The 16,836-nt window shown below is 38.4% G+C and carries 14 protein-coding genes; 3 read left to right on the top strand and 11 right to left on the bottom strand.

The features are described from left to right. Positions 1–3: 3 nt before the first annotated feature. The 7 genes from PDT38_RS01790 to PDT38_RS01760 all read right to left on the bottom strand — a co-directional run bounded on the left by PDT38_RS01790 (position 4) and on the right by PDT38_RS01760 (position 8,905). Positions 4–1,209, bottom strand: a complete 1,206-nt coding sequence (locus tag PDT38_RS01790; RefSeq protein ID WP_270798595.1) for a Ger(x)C family spore germination protein — start codon at positions 1,207–1,209, stop codon at positions 4–6. Next, on the bottom strand, positions 1,193–2,296 hold the full coding sequence (locus PDT38_RS01785) for a spore germination protein (RefSeq protein WP_394356232.1): 1,104 nt from the start codon (positions 2,294–2,296) through the stop codon (positions 1,193–1,195). The genes PDT38_RS01790 and PDT38_RS01785 overlap by 17 nt, the downstream gene beginning before the upstream one ends. 24 nt (positions 2,297–2,320) lie before the next feature. Then, on the bottom strand, positions 2,321–3,892 hold the full coding sequence (locus PDT38_RS01780) for a spore germination protein (RefSeq protein ID WP_270798592.1): 1,572 nt from the start codon (positions 3,890–3,892) through the stop codon (positions 2,321–2,323). A gap of 4 nt (positions 3,893–3,896) precedes the next feature. Next, a complete protein-coding gene (locus PDT38_RS01775) occupies positions 3,897–4,022 on the bottom strand; it encodes a hypothetical protein (protein ID WP_270798591.1) in 126 nt (41 codons plus the stop codon). 127 nt (positions 4,023–4,149) lie between these two features. Next, positions 4,150–5,835, bottom strand: a complete 1,686-nt coding sequence (gene abc-f, locus PDT38_RS01770; RefSeq protein WP_270798589.1) for a ribosomal protection-like ABC-F family protein — start codon at positions 5,833–5,835, stop codon at positions 4,150–4,152. Positions 5,836–6,109: 274 nt separating this feature from the next. After that, on the bottom strand, positions 6,110–7,306 hold the full coding sequence (locus PDT38_RS01765; RefSeq protein WP_270798586.1) for a Ger(x)C family spore germination protein: 1,197 nt from the start codon (positions 7,304–7,306) through the stop codon (positions 6,110–6,112). A 21-nt stretch (positions 7,307–7,327) separates the two neighbouring features. Next, entirely contained in the window at positions 7,328–8,905 is a 1,578-nt protein-coding gene (locus tag PDT38_RS01760) for a spore germination protein (protein WP_270798584.1), read from the bottom strand. A 140-nt stretch (positions 8,906–9,045) separates the two neighbouring features. Between PDT38_RS01760 and PDT38_RS01755 the strand changes: the two genes are divergently transcribed. Then, a complete protein-coding gene (locus tag PDT38_RS01755) occupies positions 9,046–10,137 on the top strand; it encodes a GerAB/ArcD/ProY family transporter (RefSeq protein WP_270798582.1) in 1,092 nt (363 codons plus the stop codon). A gap of 94 nt (positions 10,138–10,231) precedes the next feature. Next, positions 10,232–12,217 (top strand): methyl-accepting chemotaxis protein TlpB, encoded by a 1,986-nt coding sequence (gene tlpB, locus PDT38_RS01750; RefSeq protein ID WP_270798580.1) that lies wholly within the window; start codon positions 10,232–10,234, stop codon positions 12,215–12,217. A 201-nt stretch (positions 12,218–12,418) separates the two neighbouring features. Here the strand turns inward: tlpB and PDT38_RS01745 are convergent, their stop codons facing one another. Next, on the bottom strand, positions 12,419–13,261 hold the full coding sequence (locus PDT38_RS01745) for an SDR family NAD(P)-dependent oxidoreductase (protein ID WP_270798579.1): 843 nt from the start codon (positions 13,259–13,261) through the stop codon (positions 12,419–12,421). Positions 13,262–13,571: 310 nt separating this feature from the next. Here PDT38_RS01745 and PDT38_RS01740 point away from each other — a divergent pair, with 310 nt between their 5' ends. After that, positions 13,572–14,900 (top strand): S8 family peptidase, encoded by a 1,329-nt coding sequence (locus PDT38_RS01740; protein ID WP_270800089.1) that lies wholly within the window; start codon positions 13,572–13,574, stop codon positions 14,898–14,900. 156 nt (positions 14,901–15,056) lie between these two features. Here the strand turns inward: PDT38_RS01740 and PDT38_RS01735 are convergent, their stop codons facing one another. From PDT38_RS01735 to PDT38_RS01725, 3 genes are read right to left on the bottom strand one after another with little or no spacing between them, the layout of a single operon-like run. Next, a complete protein-coding gene (locus tag PDT38_RS01735) occupies positions 15,057–15,494 on the bottom strand; it encodes a GyrI-like domain-containing protein (protein WP_270798577.1) in 438 nt (145 codons plus the stop codon). Continuing rightward, the gene (locus PDT38_RS01730; RefSeq protein WP_270798575.1) at positions 15,491–15,772 is read right to left on the bottom strand and encodes a zinc ribbon domain-containing protein; all 282 of its coding nucleotides are present in this window, start codon (positions 15,770–15,772) and stop codon (positions 15,491–15,493) included. The genes PDT38_RS01735 and PDT38_RS01730 overlap by 4 nt, the downstream gene beginning before the upstream one ends. A gap of 53 nt (positions 15,773–15,825) precedes the next feature. Then, positions 15,826–16,761 (bottom strand): helix-turn-helix transcriptional regulator, encoded by a 936-nt coding sequence (locus PDT38_RS01725; protein ID WP_270798572.1) that lies wholly within the window; start codon positions 16,759–16,761, stop codon positions 15,826–15,828. Positions 16,762–16,836 lie beyond the last annotated feature (75 nt).

Below are 16,836 nucleotides of genomic sequence, written 5' to 3'. Positions count from 1 at the left end.
CTATTACTGATCACCTACTGTTCCATAATCTTTAATTGTCAAGTCTACATGATAGTTGATCGGAATCTCAGTAAATATTTCATCCCAATTTTTCTTCAGTTTTTCCCACAGTCTTGGCTCATGGATTCTTACACTATTTCCAAATCCTGCTAAATCAGCTTTGTACTCTTTTTGCATTTTGTCAATCGAGTGTTTGATTGATTGACGAGCTGTTCGTTCAGAATTTTTTTCGACTCTTTCTAAAAACTTATTATCAAAAGCTTTTTCTGCCAAGATCCTATTTTCTGCAAGATGACCATCTGATGTAATGTTTACATCAAATGCTAAAAGCCGGTTTCCCTTGACAATCGGCTTGATTTCACTTTCTAAAGATTCGATTGTATAGACGGTGAGTTTTTTTGTTTTGTCCTCATAACTTGTTACAGTACCGCCGGTCCCCTTGCCTTTAATCCACATCACACCATCTAAATCATGCTCGTCTAAATAACCGATCAGTTTATTTGTTTTTCCGTTGACTGCTATTGCTCCAGCATATTTAATTTCACCATCAGCCGCAGCAACATTTTGCAGCAAATAGCTTGATCCATTCCTAAGCGTACCTGTTAATTTGGCAAGTGTGATTGGAGGCAAAATCTTTTTTGCTCGATATCGATTATTAATAATTTCCCGTAAGCGAAATGCTGGCATTTCACCTACGTCCTTTAACTCTAATGTATCTCTTGCTTTCCCTCTTGTCGCAAGGACAAGACTGCTTGGTCTTATTTCATCATCGCGAAGATATTGATCAAGTAATTCTTCTAATGAATATGTACGAAGCAGCTCAGCGGCCACGACAATCACCTTTAAATGGGGTCCAAATACAGGTCTGTCTTTCCGCAACGCTATTTCTCTTACATTTTGTTGAGTGGCATCACCTGTTTGATAAACGTTAATATACGATTTTTGGTCTCCGCCGCCGACTCCACCAGCAGCCTTTGAACCTGCTGTCTGTTGGTTGACATATTGATATGTTAATGTAATCTCGTCATGTTTCGGATAGTTACCGCCAACATTATTAAATTTTTTTTCAATGGAGGTTTCCTCCCCCTTATCCATCCCAATCGCAAATGTTAAGCCCAGTTCTTCAATTTCACGGCTGCTCCAGCATCCGCTTAAAAAAAAGAGCAAACCAATAGAAAAAAAAAGAAGTATTTTAGTGATTGTTTTCATGCTTTCTCCTCCTCATCTTTGAGATCAATAGCAAGATTAGAGGTAATACTCCGCCGATCCAGACCCCGCTATTTCCAATCAAGTCTCCAAATGCAAACATGTTATTAATATTTTTTGGCATCATGGCAATCAAGTAAATAACAGGAAGTAAACCAAACAACACCTGTCCAAGATTTTTTTTGAAAAGTTGAGAGAGGCCTAGTGCAGCACCGTAAAAGGAAATAACAAATGTATTAAACAGCTGCATAATCCAAATGACGAGCAACATAGACTCGAAACGTTCAAAGATTAACCCTTCCACTTCAAAGCTTCGCATCAAATCGATTGTCGGCCATGTCCGGGCAACAACTCCATCAATTGATAAAGCACCAATGACCATCACAACGGTTATCATATAAAAAAGCAGCGGAACAACTGTACCTACTAAAACGATCTGCATCGATTTGTCCCGTTGTGCCATAAACGGCATCAAAACGAGCACGATTTCCAGTCCTGAGAAGGAAAGGGCGGTCACTTTCACTCCTTTTAGCACTGGTAAAATGCCTTGACCTAATACAGGGCGTAAATTGTCCAATTCAAAAATGCCGAAGCTCATCAAAATTACCAACAAAAACAAGATCACTGTGATCGGAAAAACAATTTGAACCAGGCGAGCAATCGGGTTTATGCCGCCGATCGCCAAATACAGACCCACCCAAATAAAAATCATCGCTGGTGCCCAACGAGGTGTCCCTTCTAATAAAAAGAAAAGTGTAATTTCCAACATCGAACGAATTTGAAAACCGGCATGGGCTAATAAATAACTGGCAAATAAGAAACCGATCAAATATCCGATCCATTTGCCGGTAATATCCTGAGTATATTCGTAAAAGGTTTTTTCAGGATATTGTTTGTTCAGTTTGATCATGAAGAATCCGGCCGTTAGTGCAATGATTCCCCCAAAAACAAGAGTCAGCCAAACATCAGGTGTCCCTACCTCTGTTACCGATGTTCGCGGAAGTGTTAAAATTCCTGTCCCTAGCACGAAATTAAAAATGAGACCAGTTGTTTGTGTAGTGGAAAGACGTTCGTCCGACTTGTTCATGATGAATGGCTCACTCCTTTCCCTGTCTTATTCTTTTCTTTTCGTGTCTTGCGGTCTCAACATTTTCGGCCTGCGTTTCATCATTAAAAGTGGCATTCGAATAACAAAATCTTTCCAATCATTAAAGCGATATGGAACAGCAGGTGCTGCATATGGAACACCGAAACTTTTTAGCTTCACTGCATGACTGGCAAGCATGAGGAAAAACATGATCACACCGTACAATCCAAAAATAGCGGCACAGATCATGGCCACAAATCTTAGCATTCGCAAAGAAATTCCCGCGCTATATTGTGGAATGGCAAATGAAGAAATCGCTGTGACCGCAACGACAATGACCATAATCGGACTGACGATACCCGCTTGTACGGCAGCTTCTCCAATAATGAGACCACCGACAATTCCGATCGTTTGACCTACTGGCTTAGGTAACCGCAAACCTGCTTCACGCATAATTTCAATGGCTATCTCCATAATCAGTGCTTCAATCAGAGAAGGAAACGGTACTCCTACTCTTGATCCGGTAATGGAAACGACCAGTTCACTGGGAATCAAACCTGGGTGAAAAGAAATAAACGAAATATATAGTGCAGGACCTAGCAGTGAAGCCATTGCCGCACCAAATCTTAACATACGGACAAGTGACCCAGCGATCCAACGCTCATAATAATCTTCAGGCGATTGCAACATCATACTGAAAGTAACAGGGACAATTAATACAAAAGGTGTCCCATCCAAGAGAATCGCAACTCTACCTTCCATTAGAGCTGCCATCACCCGATCAGGACGTTCCGTACTTTGCACTTGTGGAAATGGGCTGAGATAGTTATCTTCAATCATCTGCTCAACATATCCAGATTCAGGAACAGCATCCATGTCAATCTTTTGAATTCTTTTTTGTACTTCTTTTATAATCTCCGGGTCTGCAATTTCTTTAACGTAAGCGATAACAAGACTTTTTTTAGACCTTTTTCCGACTTGAGAATGAATGAGCGACAGATTTTGATTTCTACCTTGTTGTCTTAATAATGATGTGTTTGTACTAAGCGATTCTGTGAAACCTACACGTGGCCCTCTAACTAAAGCTTCTGATGCAGGCTCTTCAATATTTCTCCTATTTCCCTTTGCTGTTCCTAACATAAATACTTCTTGTGAACTCTCAATTAACAACGCTGTCGCACCCATCAGCACTTCTTGTACTAACGAGTTGATATGATTGACCTCTGTGACCGTACTGATCGATAAGATTTGTTTTTTGATCAGATCAGACAGATGATTTTCTATCTTCGAAATCTCTATTTTATATTCTTTAGAGAAATCAGCCATTAACATTTTCATAATATGTTGATCAATTAGTTCTTTATCTGAGAGACCATTAATAAAAACAATTGCCGCCCGGAGACCTGTACGTCCGATCTCAAATTCACGGAAATTGACATCTGCTTGGTCTCCTATTTCGGCCTTGATCATGTCCAGATCATGTTGATAATCTCCACTCATAAAACCAGTCGTGTCAAGTGATGGTACCGGATTTTTAAGGTGATTTTGTTCAGCAGACTGCCGCTTGATTCGTCTTGTCTTCGACTTCCACCATCTCATTTATTCACTCACCCTCTGGCGCACGCAACCAATGAAATACTTTTGAGATGCCATACGGAACCAAAAAAGTCAAAAAAGCCTGCATGATAATCACCCAGTCTGGAAAATAGGATAAAATTGTTTTCCACATTTTGATCACCCTTCATCAATTCTTTTCTTTATCCTATTATTACCTTGGATGACTTCTATAAATGTGGTAATTTAATCCACTAGTTTTAAAAAGCCATTTCCGTATAAAACGAAAATGGCTTTATTTCTTATATTTGTTTATCAAGTGTTTGTTTTCTCTTTAACAGTATTAAATATTCTTGATCCAGTTCAGCATATTTTTGATCTTGAGGAGAAAGGTCTGCTAACTCCGCGAGGATGACAGCGATACGATTTTCGATTTTGAGAAGTTCCTCTTTTATAGGCTGCTTTTGTCTTTGTTGACCTACTTGCATTCCTGTTTCAACCCGTTTAATACACCCCTCTTCAAATATAAGAAACTTGTCACACAATTTTTCTATAAAGTAGACATCATGTGAAACAATGATGATCGACCCAGCGAATTTTAATAATGTCTCTTCAAGCTGCTCTCTGCTCGGTAAATCTAAATGGTTAGTTGGTTCATCTAAAATCAGAACATGATAGTCCTTTAACATCAAGGATGCCAGTTTGATTTTTGTCCGTTCGCCCAAGCTAAACGTTTCGATTTTTCGATGAAATCGTTCTTTTTTAATCCCCATGTTAGCCAAAATGGTTCGCGCTTTTTTTATTTCTTGCTCATCAGATAATTGTAGTATTTCTCTCACCGATTGCTCTTCCTTTAGATCAGAGACATCTTGACTTAAATACGCAACTTTTACAGATGGGCTTTTCCACAGTGTTCCATCTGTAGCTTGTTCCATTCCTAACATCATCCGAATCAAAGTCGTTTTTCCACAACCATTATGCCCAATTAATCCAATCCTCTCACCATGCTGAATATAAAAGTTGCTGTTTGTAAACAACATTCGTCCATTAAATGCTTTTGTAACATTTTTAGCCGTATATATCCGTTTACCTCTTTTTTCACTTGAAACAAACTGAAAATTGATTGCTTCTTCTTGTGGCTTTTCTAGTTTGTGTTTTTCAAGTTCTTTTTTTAACCGATTTATTTTCGATTTGGCTTGATTGTCTAATTTTTTAGCTTTTACCCGGTAATATTCTTTAAAACCATCCTTTTTAGTTGATTCCCGGTGGGCCTTTTCAGACCAATTTTGAAACTTCGCAATTTGCGATTCGATTTTGTCTGTTTGTTTTTGCTGAACTTTATATTGATGGAGGTACACTTCAAAAAGCCGTTTTTTCTCTTTGTTGTATGCAGAGTAGTTTCCTTGATAAACATCCAACTCTCCATTTTCAAGTTCGAAAATAGTTGAAACTGATTGATCTAAAAAATACCGGTCATGGGAAATCATCAATACAGCGCCTGTAAATGTTTTCAGTTCTTCAATTAGCCAATTGATCCCATTTAAATCCAGATGATTTGTCGGTTCGTCAAGGATCAGAAGATCAGGAGCTGTTTTCCAAACAGAAGCGAGAGCTAACTTTAATTTCTCTCCACCGCTCAAATGATGAATCTTCTCGTTTTGCCAGTTCTGAATTTCTAGTCCCAGCTGACTTGTCATCTGAAATAAATCTCCATTGCCATCTTCAGTCAAAATGTGATAGAAATCATTGATGGAATAGTCTATTGATTGCTCCAAATAACCAATTTTAAGGCTGCTTTCTGTTTGAATAGATCCGTCATCAGCTCCTACATGACCTGATAATATATTTGCGATGGTTGTTTTCCCTGTTCCGTTTAATCCGACTAAACCAATTCGTTCGCCCTGTTTGATTTGGAACTGTATGTTTTTTAGAACGTGTTGATCTCCAAAACTTTTTTGTAAACCGCTTACTTTCATTAAAACTGTCATCATCTCACCTCTTACATGTTAATGGCAAAACAAAAAACCTCTTCACGAAAAACTTGGAAGAGAAAAATATGCCAATTTTATGCATGGTGACAGAATGAATAACCTTACGTAAAGGCAGACGCCAAAAAGGCATAAAAGGGCAGATTCATCCTATTTTCCAAGTTTCCGTTTTTTAAAATTAAAACGCTGGAAAATAAGATGAATGGTCCATGTCCCCTATACCTTTTCCTTTCAATGTAGTTATACAACAGTATACGAATAGAGGAAGTCTTTGTCAATTAGACTTATCATGTGGTTTGCCAATCATACCGACTCGGTGAATTTTTATGTTTGTTTGAACTTTGATGGGCATAGTCGTAAATTTCTCATTCCAGTTCCCTTTGACTTTTTTCCAATAATTTGGATGTGAACGATGTAAAGCTTCACCAAATCCGTAAATATCGGATTTAAATTCCTTCTGAGTTTTTTTGATGACCTTGGCAATCTGCTGTTTCAGCCGCTTGTTTGCCCTCTTTTCTAAATAATCGAGCGTTTTTGAATTTGTTAAATCAAGGTTACACTGAACTTCGCCAACATTGGCTTCCACATTGATTTGAACGTTTCCTTTTAATGAGCCATTTTTAAGTTTCGTCGATACATCAGCTTTCGTATGAATCACTTCAATTGCTGCTTTCCCCCTCCCCCCTGAACAAAATACTTCTTGAATTGTACTTTTGACATCACCTAATACATAGTTAGCTGCTTTACTGTCTTTTTCATTCATCCAACCGATCAGTTTATTATCTTTAAAAATGGCCATACCATCATATTTCAGTTTGACTTCTGGGTCACTTTGTTGTATGTTTTCTGTTCTTTGTCCTTGTTTAGTGCTCCCGATCACGCGCAATCCAGTAACATGAGGATTAATTCCCTCATTTACAGTATCTGAGATGAGTTTATCCAGTTTTAATGTGATGGAAGGCGCCCAGACCTTTTCAGATGTTTCAAGGGCTGAAAACAGTTTATTTGCTGGTATTTCTTCTAATGCTGTCAAAACTCTTAATGCGTCCTCTGCCTTTGTTTTTTTGGCGATGACAATGAAGAAGTCAGGTCTAAATTCATGGTTCCTCGATACAAAATCAAGGATATTTCCAATTCCATCTTTCGCCAAGTCCTCGCCAATAACGAGAATCCGTAAATGGGAAAAATATAATCGTCTAGCCGCCGATTTTGCCATTCTTCTGATCGCTTCAAAAATGGTGTCTCCTTTTTCCCGATAAGTAATCACCGGTGCTTCCTGTCCTTTACCCTGTTTAGCCGCAACCTGTCCAGGATTAATGACCTGCGTTGTAACAACTTGCTTTCCGTTTTTTTTATCGATCGACATCCCACCGACAATTCCCAACTCATTTAATTCTAATCTATTCCAGCATCCTGTTAAAAGCTGAACAGAAAGCAAAAGAGACAACACTAATATGCTGGTTTTTTTCAACTCGTTTCTCCTTTCTGTCTTTCATTTCTTCTGTTTTTCTGAACCAGGCTTTGGTGATGGAGTTTCTTCACGCCTGATATCTTTTTGGCTGATGAGACGCGGACGGGAAAATAAGAACCAGCGTGGCAGTCGGAAAATCGCATCTTTTTGATCAACAAGAATAAATGGAGCAAATGGAGCCATATAAGGCAGACCGAATGAGCGCAAACTGCATAAATGAATGGCAAGAGCGATTAAACCGGTAATCATTCCAAACAAACCAAAAGAAGCGGCCAATCCCATAAAGATGAATCTCAGGATTCTCACTGAAATTGACAGATTAAAGGAACTGACAATAAAACTAGATATCGCTGTAACCGCAACAACAATGACCATGGCGGCAGAAACAATTCCAGCATCAACCGCCGCGGTCCCGATTACTAGTGTCCCAACAATTGAAACAGCTTGTCCGATTGTTTTTGGCATGCGAACACCAGCTTCTCTAAGAATTTCAAAGGTGATTTCCATTAAAAATGCTTCAATAAAAGCCGGAAAAGGAACCCCTTCGCGCTGAGCCGCCAAGTTAACAAGCAACGGTGTTGGCAGCATTTCCTGATGAAAAGTTGTGATCGCTATGTATAATGATGGTCCAAAAAGTGCGATGAAGAACCCAATATAACGCAGAATTCTGAGAAGTGTCGTAATATCTGCCCGTTGATAATAGTCGTCAGCTGTATGAAAAAACTGAACGAACAATGCCGGGACTATTAACGCATGTGGACTTCCATCAACAAAAATCGCGATCCGACCCTCAAGCATTTCACCTGCTGCAACATCAGGTCGTTCTGTGTGAAAGATCGTTGGAAACAGTGTAAACGTTTCATCTTGAATAAGCTCTTCAATATAGCCCGTTTCCAAAATACTATCGATTTTAATTTGATCAAGACGTCTTCGGACTTCCTCGACAATTTTGTCATTGGCGAGGTCCTTTATATATGCAAAAGAAACCTTTGTTTTAGTTACAGTACCAATTTTTTTTGTTTCAAACCAGAGGTTTTGATCGTTAATAATGCGTCTAAGCAGTGCCGTGTTCGTCCGTAAACTTTCGGCAAACGCTTGTTTTGGACCACGAACAGTGTTTTCAACTGATGCATCCTGAACACCGCGGTCTTTTCCGCCTTTCATATTAATTGCAAATGCACGCCGATAGCCATCCAGTAATAATATGACATGCCCTGTTAAAAGTGCGTCAAATAGCGTATTATAATCGGTTAAATTTCTTAAATCACTGACTGTTAAAACAGACTCTTCGATCAGATTAAGTGGATTGTCTTCCAAAGAAATGTCCGTTCCACGTAAATTGAGCATTAACGATTCCAAGATAAAATTTTGGATAGAAGGCCCATCCGTTATGCCACTTGAATAAATGATCGCTGCCTTTAGACTTCCACCCTTTCCGATTCGGAATTCCCTAGTGACAATATCATCGCTTCTGCCAAGTGCATCTTGAATTTTTCTAATATTATCTTTAAGAGATTCTTCAAGCCCGCCTTCTTGATTTGCAGTTTGCTGGTTCACATTTTCTAAATATTGATTGTATCGTTTTTTGAAAAATTTCATCATTTCTCCTGCCGTTTTATCATTTTATGATTAATATTCCATTATTTATAAAGATCATACCCTTTCATCAAACTGTTTATAAACAATCATTTTTGTTAATGACTGAAGATATATAGGTGTGTGCTGGAGGTTGAAGCAACATGGAGAAAGCGAAGATTAGCCCCTACCAATTATTTACTTTAATTGTCTTATTTGAGCTAGGAACAGCATTAATTGTTCCTTTAGGAGTAGAAGCCAAACAAGATGCTTGGCTTGCAGAATTGCTAGGTTTAGCAGGCGGTATCGTGTTATTGCTCCATTATTTTTACCTCTATCATCAATATCCGGATTTACTGCCAACTCAATATATCCGAAAAATTTTTGGACAGTATCTCGGTTATCTGGTTAGTCTTTTATATATCGTGTTTTTTATTTATGGTGCATCAAGGGATTTACGTGACGCTTCTGAGCTGTTGTTACTGCAATATGATCGAACACCCATGTTTGCTGTTAGTGCAATTATAATGCTGCTCGTTAGCTATGCTTTATATCACGGAATAGAAGTTTTAGCAAGGACTGGGGAATTAATCATTGTGTTAGTCTTTTTTATGATTACCTTGACCTTTATCTCAATCATTGGTTCAGATGTGATTCGTCCAGAAAATCTGCTACCTGTTTTAGAAAATGGTTGGAAACCAGTCTTGAACACTGTGTTTCCCTATCGTATTTTTTTTCCACATGGCGAATTAATTTGTTTTATTGCCGTTTTTCCGTTTTTAAATACACCTAAAACAGGCATGAAATATGGACTAATTGCGACGATTTTAAGCGGCTTGATTTTAACAGTGACAATTACTTTCGAATTGACAACATTAGGGGTAGCAAATTTATCTACTGCCACATTTCCATTTCTCCAGTTTGTCGAAAAAATTAATATAGCTGGATTTATTCAGGGTTTACAAGGATTTGCTGTGATCTTACTTGTGATTGGAGCTTTCTTCAAAGTTGCTGTGTTTGCCTTTGCAGCCGTTAAGTGTGCAGGAGATTTGTTTCATCTTAAAAATTCCAGAAAATTAGTGATTCCCATTAGCCTCATCATCTTAGCTCTTTCATTTGCCATCGCGGAAAATTTTATCGCCCATATGGAACAAGGAAAAACCGCTCTTCGTTCTGTCTTTCCCTTGTTCGGATTTATCATTCCACTATTATTAATTGTTGTTGATTTTATTCGAAAACGGATGGGACATAAATAGGAATTCAACTCAATCATTTTATAAGTTAAAAACTTATAAAAACATGATCATTGACCGATATAAATTCCATAGTTTAAAAAAAGGAGTCATGATTATGAAAAAAGTATTAGACCGGATATTTCGTCCGTCAATTTCTAGAAAACTCATGTTTTCATTTTTCTTTATTTTAACAGTTCCTATTTTAGTACTTGCTTTTAGCTCATATCATACAGCAAGCCAATCGCTTGAAGAAGAAATTATGAGAAGTGCAAGAAATAGTGTTGATCAATTAAATCAGCTGATTGACCAAAACCTTGAGAAAAAAGCAGAAACGATTACATATTTTAGTAAAGTAATAGATGAAAAAGCCTATAAAGAAAAAGGGCAAAAAACTTTGCGAGCAAAGCTTGACCAATACAAAGCGCAAAATAAAGATGTTGAAGGTATTTTTACAGGGTCAAAAGATAGCGTATATGTTAACCAGCCTTATCGGAAAATGCCGAGTGACTATGATCCACAAAAAAGGGTCTGGTATCAACAAGCTGTTGAGAAAAAAGGCGAAGTCATTGTGACAGAGCCTTATGAGTCTGCATCAACAGGTCATATGGTGATTACAATTGCCAAAGCAAATGAAGACGGATCGGGTGTTGTTGGCCTTGACGTTAATATTGATAAATTAATTGAAGCATCAAATAAAGTCAAACTTGGTGAAGAAGGATTTGCTTTTATCTCAAGTGCCAATACAAAATATGTCGCTCATCCATCAATTAAAGCCGGCACTCAAGGAAAAGGTGACTGGGTCACACAAATGTACAGTAAAGATAATGGTGCATTTGACTATGTTTTTGAGGGCAGAGAAAAACGAATGGAGTTTGCCACAAACAAATTGACCGGCTGGAAAATCGGTGGAACGATGTTTACCGAAGAAATTTCAAATGCTGCAAAACCCGCGCTCCATATGGCAATCTATGTATTAATCGGTGCAATTATACTAGGCAGTATTTTAATTTTCTTTATCATTAGAGGGATTAGCAAACCTATGAATCAGCTAGTATCCTCAGCAAAACAGATTAGTAATGGTGATCTCACCCAAAAAATCGAGGTCCGTTCCAAAGATGAAATCGGTCAGCTTGCCACAAGTTTTAACGAAATGGCTGAATCGTTGCGGATATTGATCGGTACAATTCAAGAGTCTGTGTCCAATGTGGCGTCATCTTCTGAACAGTTGACAGCAAGCGCTGATCAAACAAGCAAGGCAACAGAACATATTTCATTGGCAATTGAAAAGTTCTCAGACGGAGCAGAAAGCCAAAGTGAAAAAGTAGAAACAAGTTCACATCAACTCAATCAAATGAATGGCATGTTACGGGAAATGAATGATGTCTCAGAATCGATCACAGAATCATCTGTTCAATCGACAAAGATTGCTGAAAGCGGTGGAGAGCTTGTTCAAAAAACTGTTGGGCAAATGAATTCAATTGATCAGTCAGTCAAGCAAGCTGAAGGTGTTGTGATCGGGCTTGAATCAAAATCAAAAGATATTACAGCTATTTTGCGTGTTATTAATGGTATTGCTGATCAAACGAATTTGCTGGCATTAAATGCTGCGATTGAAGCAGCACGTGCCGGAGAATCAGGTAGAGGTTTTTCAGTTGTCGCTGAAGAGGTACGGAAATTAGCTGCTCAATCAGCAGATTCCGCCAAAGAAATCGAAACCTTGATTCAAGATATCGTCAAAGAAATTGAACACTCTCTCAATATGTTCAAATCAGTCAACCAAGAAGTACAGTCAGGACTGAAGATCACAGAAGAAACTGAAGCAAGCTTTAAACACATTTATGAGACGACAAACGAAATTGCGGGTAAACTGCAAACGATGAATGCTGCTGTTGAACAATTATCTGGCGGTTCTCAAGAAATATCAGAAGCAATTGAAGAGATTTCTGATGTCTCCAGAGAAAGCACTGCAAGCATTCAGGACATTGCTGCTTCAGCAGAAGAACAACTGGCTTCCATGGAAGAAATCAGCTCATCTTCTGCGACACTTGAACAAATGGCAGAAGAACTACGCGATTTAACGAAAAAATTTAAAATTGAATAAAACAGAGAGGCTCTTTGATCATCGTGATCAGGGAGCCTTTTTTTCACAAGGTTTGGTTAGCATTCCATTATCTATGGCGTGAAATAACGAATTTCCTTTTAACAAACCTGAAAACCCTTCTAGAAAATTCACAAGAAAACAATTGTTTTCCAAGTTTATCTCGTCATTCTAAATACATAAAATCACAGCTGATATTCTCCCCTATTGACAATTTGTTATATTTAATGGAATAGGTTGTTTCCCATCTATATCTTTATATCCGTAATCTAATGCAATTTGGGCCGCTACTTGTTTTGTTCCACTCTTTTTCAAAACATTTAAATCAGTTGCTAGAGCGGATATCGCTAATCCAACAAATTCTGTTGATTCAGAATGAGATAGGTCAAAAAAGTCTGCTGCCTTGATGACTGACTCAGTTCTTACTAGTCCTGGATAAATCGTCACCACACTAATATGATGTTCTTTGAGTTCATGTGCCATTGTCTCAGTCATTTTATTAGTTGCGGATTTTGCCATCCCATATGCAACGCCCATATCGTTTCTTTCTGCTGACCAGTAAGATAGATTAATGATAAGTCCATTCTTTTGTTTTATCATCGTTGGTACGGTATAGGCAGTTGTTACGTAGTGTGCTCTCACACCTGATTCATACATACTATCAAAGCGACTAATTGGAACTGTCCAGAATCCGTTTTCATTCCAAAATTCAGTTCCATCATTAAAATATTCATATCCCCCCCAAACATTATTAACCAATATGTCTATTTTCCCTTGCTCTGAAATAATCCTATCCACGACCATCTTTGTTTGCATATCATCTTTGTGATCACATTTAATACCATATCCAGTACCACCTACCCGGTCAATTTCCTGTTCTGTCGTTTGCAGAGAACCTCCAAGATTTACTGCCCCTTGGAACTCCTTTTCCGTTCTTCCAGTAAAATATACAATGGCTCCATTCTTTGCAAGTGTTATAGCAGTTCCCTTCCCTATTCCCCTGGTAGCACCTGTTACTAGTACAACTTTCCCACTTAAATTAAACATTGAATTTCTCCTTTTATCATGATTTGTCATAAGATTGCTATCTTTTTCTCTGTTATAGGATATAGATGAGATCCCCCTTTTCTTAACTTATCCACCTCTTTTCTACCTTTACAATACTCACAACATCATCAACATAACAAGTGTTATAGCCAGTTATCGAAAAGTTCTTTCCTGATTTTAAATTCTTTTACCTCTTTGTTGCCAAAGTTTCGGATAAATCCCCTTTTCTACGGTAATAAGGACAACCAACTTGACGAGATTCCCCTCTGTTTCATAGATTATCAGAAAGAATAATAAAGAGGTGGGTATGATGTTCGGGTCGCATATGGTTCAAATGGTTAGAGCGAACGCTCATAAACTAGATCGCCCTCTTAGGGAAAGTGTTTTGGGCCTTTATAAACCTTTTAAATGGACACCTTGTTTCTTCCACAGTTTATTTGAAAAAACGCTGATGAAAAATAAAAAACTATCAGTTATTATCGAATTTGAAGGCAACTGCTATCACCAAGGTTGCCAGTTTGTAAATCAAGTCATGCAACAAAAGAGACGAAACAAACTAAAAAATCATTTCCCCAATATCAACTGTTGCAGTGCCGAAGTCACACCTGCTGTGTTACAGTCTCTTCTCTCACAATGCCAAGATATTCGCAAAGTTTATTTAAATCGAACAGTCTACACGTTATTGGATGTTGCAGTCGAAGCAAGTCATGCAAAAGAAGTCATCAGAAATCAGCAAAAATTAACTGGAAAAGGGGTAACAGTAGCGGTCGTGGATACGGGAATATACCCTCATCAAGACCTTGAGGGAAGAATTAGAGCATTTAAAGATTTTGTCAATCAAAAAACGGAGCCCTATGATGATAATGGTCATGGAACCCACTGTGCCGGTGATGTTGCCGGAAACGGAGTTTCTTCTGCTGGTAAATACCGTGGACCTGCACCTCAAGCAGATTTGATTGGAGTAAAAGTGATGAACAAAATCGGAGCAGGTACACTGGAAAACGTGATTCAAGGAGTGGACTGGTGTATTCAATTTAATGAAAAAAATCCGGATGATCCGATAGATATCATTTCATTGTCCCTTGGAGCAGAAGCGATCCAATACGAAAATGAACAGGAAGATCCGGTCGTCAAAGCCGTTGAAACAGCGTGGAACGCTGGAATTGTTGTCTGTGCAGCAGCAGGAAATTCTGGTCCCGATGCTAAAACAATTGCTAGTCCCGGGGTCAGTAACAAGATCATTACGGTCGGCTCATTGGATGACCATGACACGTTAAATCGGGATGATGACACTGTAGCCCCTTACTCAAGCAGAGGTCCGACAATTTATGGAAAAACAAAACCAGATCTTTTAGTACCGGGCACTGATGTTATCTCACTACGTTCACCTGGTTCTTTCTTGGATAAACTGAAAAAGTCAAGTCGAGTTGGTACAGATTATTTACAACTGTCTGGTACATCAATGGCTACACCAATTTGTGCAGGGATTGCCGCGCTTATTCTTGAACAAGTCCCTAATGCAAAACCTGATGAGGTAAAAAGTCTCTTAAAGAACGGAACTGATCTCTGGAAAGACAGGGATCCAAACATTTATGGTGCAGGTTATATTAATGCAGAAAATTCTGTTCCAAAAGGCTAATGTTAAAGAAAAAACCCGCCCGTTTTCTGGATGAATTCGGGCGAGTTTTCCTCAGCAAGAGTCGACATCTATTCAACAAAAGAAGTGTTCAGTAAGTACCGAGGAGCTCCAAAAACACTCTGAGCACATCATTTATGCTACCGTGCCTTTTACTTTTCAATCTTTTACAGCTACATAAATCGCAACTTGAGCATTTTTTTGATCCATTATATGATCATATACTTCAAAATCTCCGGTATATGTCCGCAATGATTTTTTGTCCCATGTCCAAATTTCTTGCCATGTTTCTAGCACTACTTCCTCTACCAATCCCCGTCGCGAAACAAAGACGGCATATGTGGAAGCTGGGATTGTGATCACATTAAGGGTTGATTGTTCAGGTTGATGTTCAGTAAAGCTGCCGAGTGAGAAAGTATATGTGCCATATTCATCAGATTCATAATTTGAATATAAAGCGATCTGTGATCCTTCATTTTTTTCTTTCCATAGTGAGGGTATTTTCCCTGCTCCCGACATTTCAAGCTTATTGTTAGTCACTGTCGACCTTCCGACAAATCTCTTTTTATCTAAAACCTCAAAATGCGAGAAGCTCATCCTGTTTGTCCTTCCGTTTTTTCAGCTGAGTTCCAACGCTTTAAATGTGGTAGTGTACTTTCTAATAAAGTTCTTGCTTCAGTTTCTGACTTACCGGCCTCCTTTACATATGGTACACATAGATTGATCATGTCTTCTAGTGTGGCATCAGGTTGTTTAAAAGCACCTTTTTCATAGCAGTAAAGACAATATTCATGATTTTTACTCCCATCCGCTTCTGTTCCAAACAATTCTTCATTCATTGGCATTCCACAGCTTTGACAAAATAATTGATTCATATTTCATTCCTCCTTTATCTACATCATACAGAAAGAAACCTGACAACATTGTGTCAGGTTTCATATAAATCATAAATTTGTTTTGCGAGTTCTTTTACTTTTTGGCGAATATGTGCGGGGTGAAGAATCTCAATATGGGTTCCAAATTGCAGTAAGAATCCGTAAAGCCAATCATCTTCCGGATATGAAACAGACGCAATACAAGATCCGTTCTTATATGTAAGAGAATCATAGCCAAACCATTCTCTTGCTAAAGGTTCCCCTGACGGTTTGATCAGAAGCATGAGATCTGTCATATTTTCAGGTTTATGCCATTCTGTCTCCCAAGGAAGTTCGCTCAAATGAACTTCTCTTCTTGTAAACTGATCTTGAAAAATATGAATATCTTTTATCCGAACGAGTTTAAAAAAACGAAAAGCTTGTCTTTCAAGACAAAAGGCATACAGGTACCAATGCCTCGCCTTTAAGACAAGAGTATGAGGTTCGACACGGCGCTCTCCTGTTTGGCCGTCTTTATTAACGTATGTAAGCGATATAATATTTGAATGGTCTATCACTCGATTGAACAACTGTATTTTTTCTTTTATTCCCTTACTTTCTCCCCATGAAGAAATATCAATAAACCATTTTTCCGTCTTTTCACGGAATTTAGGCCATTCTTCTTTTGAGACGAGCAGACGAATCTTTTGCAATACGGCTCCATCATGAAAAGATTGATAAGTTGATGATACGCTTTCAAGGGCGGTTGTGATTGCAGCTAGCTCATCCGCCGAAAGAAGCTTGTTTTCCAAACGATACTGTTCCATGATGCTAATTCCGCCGCCTGATCCTTGAGACGTGATAATCGGGATACCGGCCTGATTTATCGCTTCAATATCACGGTATATTGTTCTGACTGAGACCTCGAATAAGTCAGCAAGTTCTTTTGCCTGTATTTGTCGCCTGCTGATTAACAAGACAACAATCGCAAGTAAGCGGTCAATTTTCATAACACCAATCATCCTCCCTTTTTCATTTATTTTTTCGGTTCCAATCTGAAGAAGTTGTACATATATTTGAATTAA

Origin of the sequence: Bacillus changyiensis, assembly GCF_027706145.1 — a bacterium.
GTDB lineage: Bacteria > Bacillota > Bacilli > Bacillales > Bacillaceae > Bacillus > Bacillus changyiensis.
This window is presented reverse-complemented; position numbering and strand designations above follow the sequence as displayed.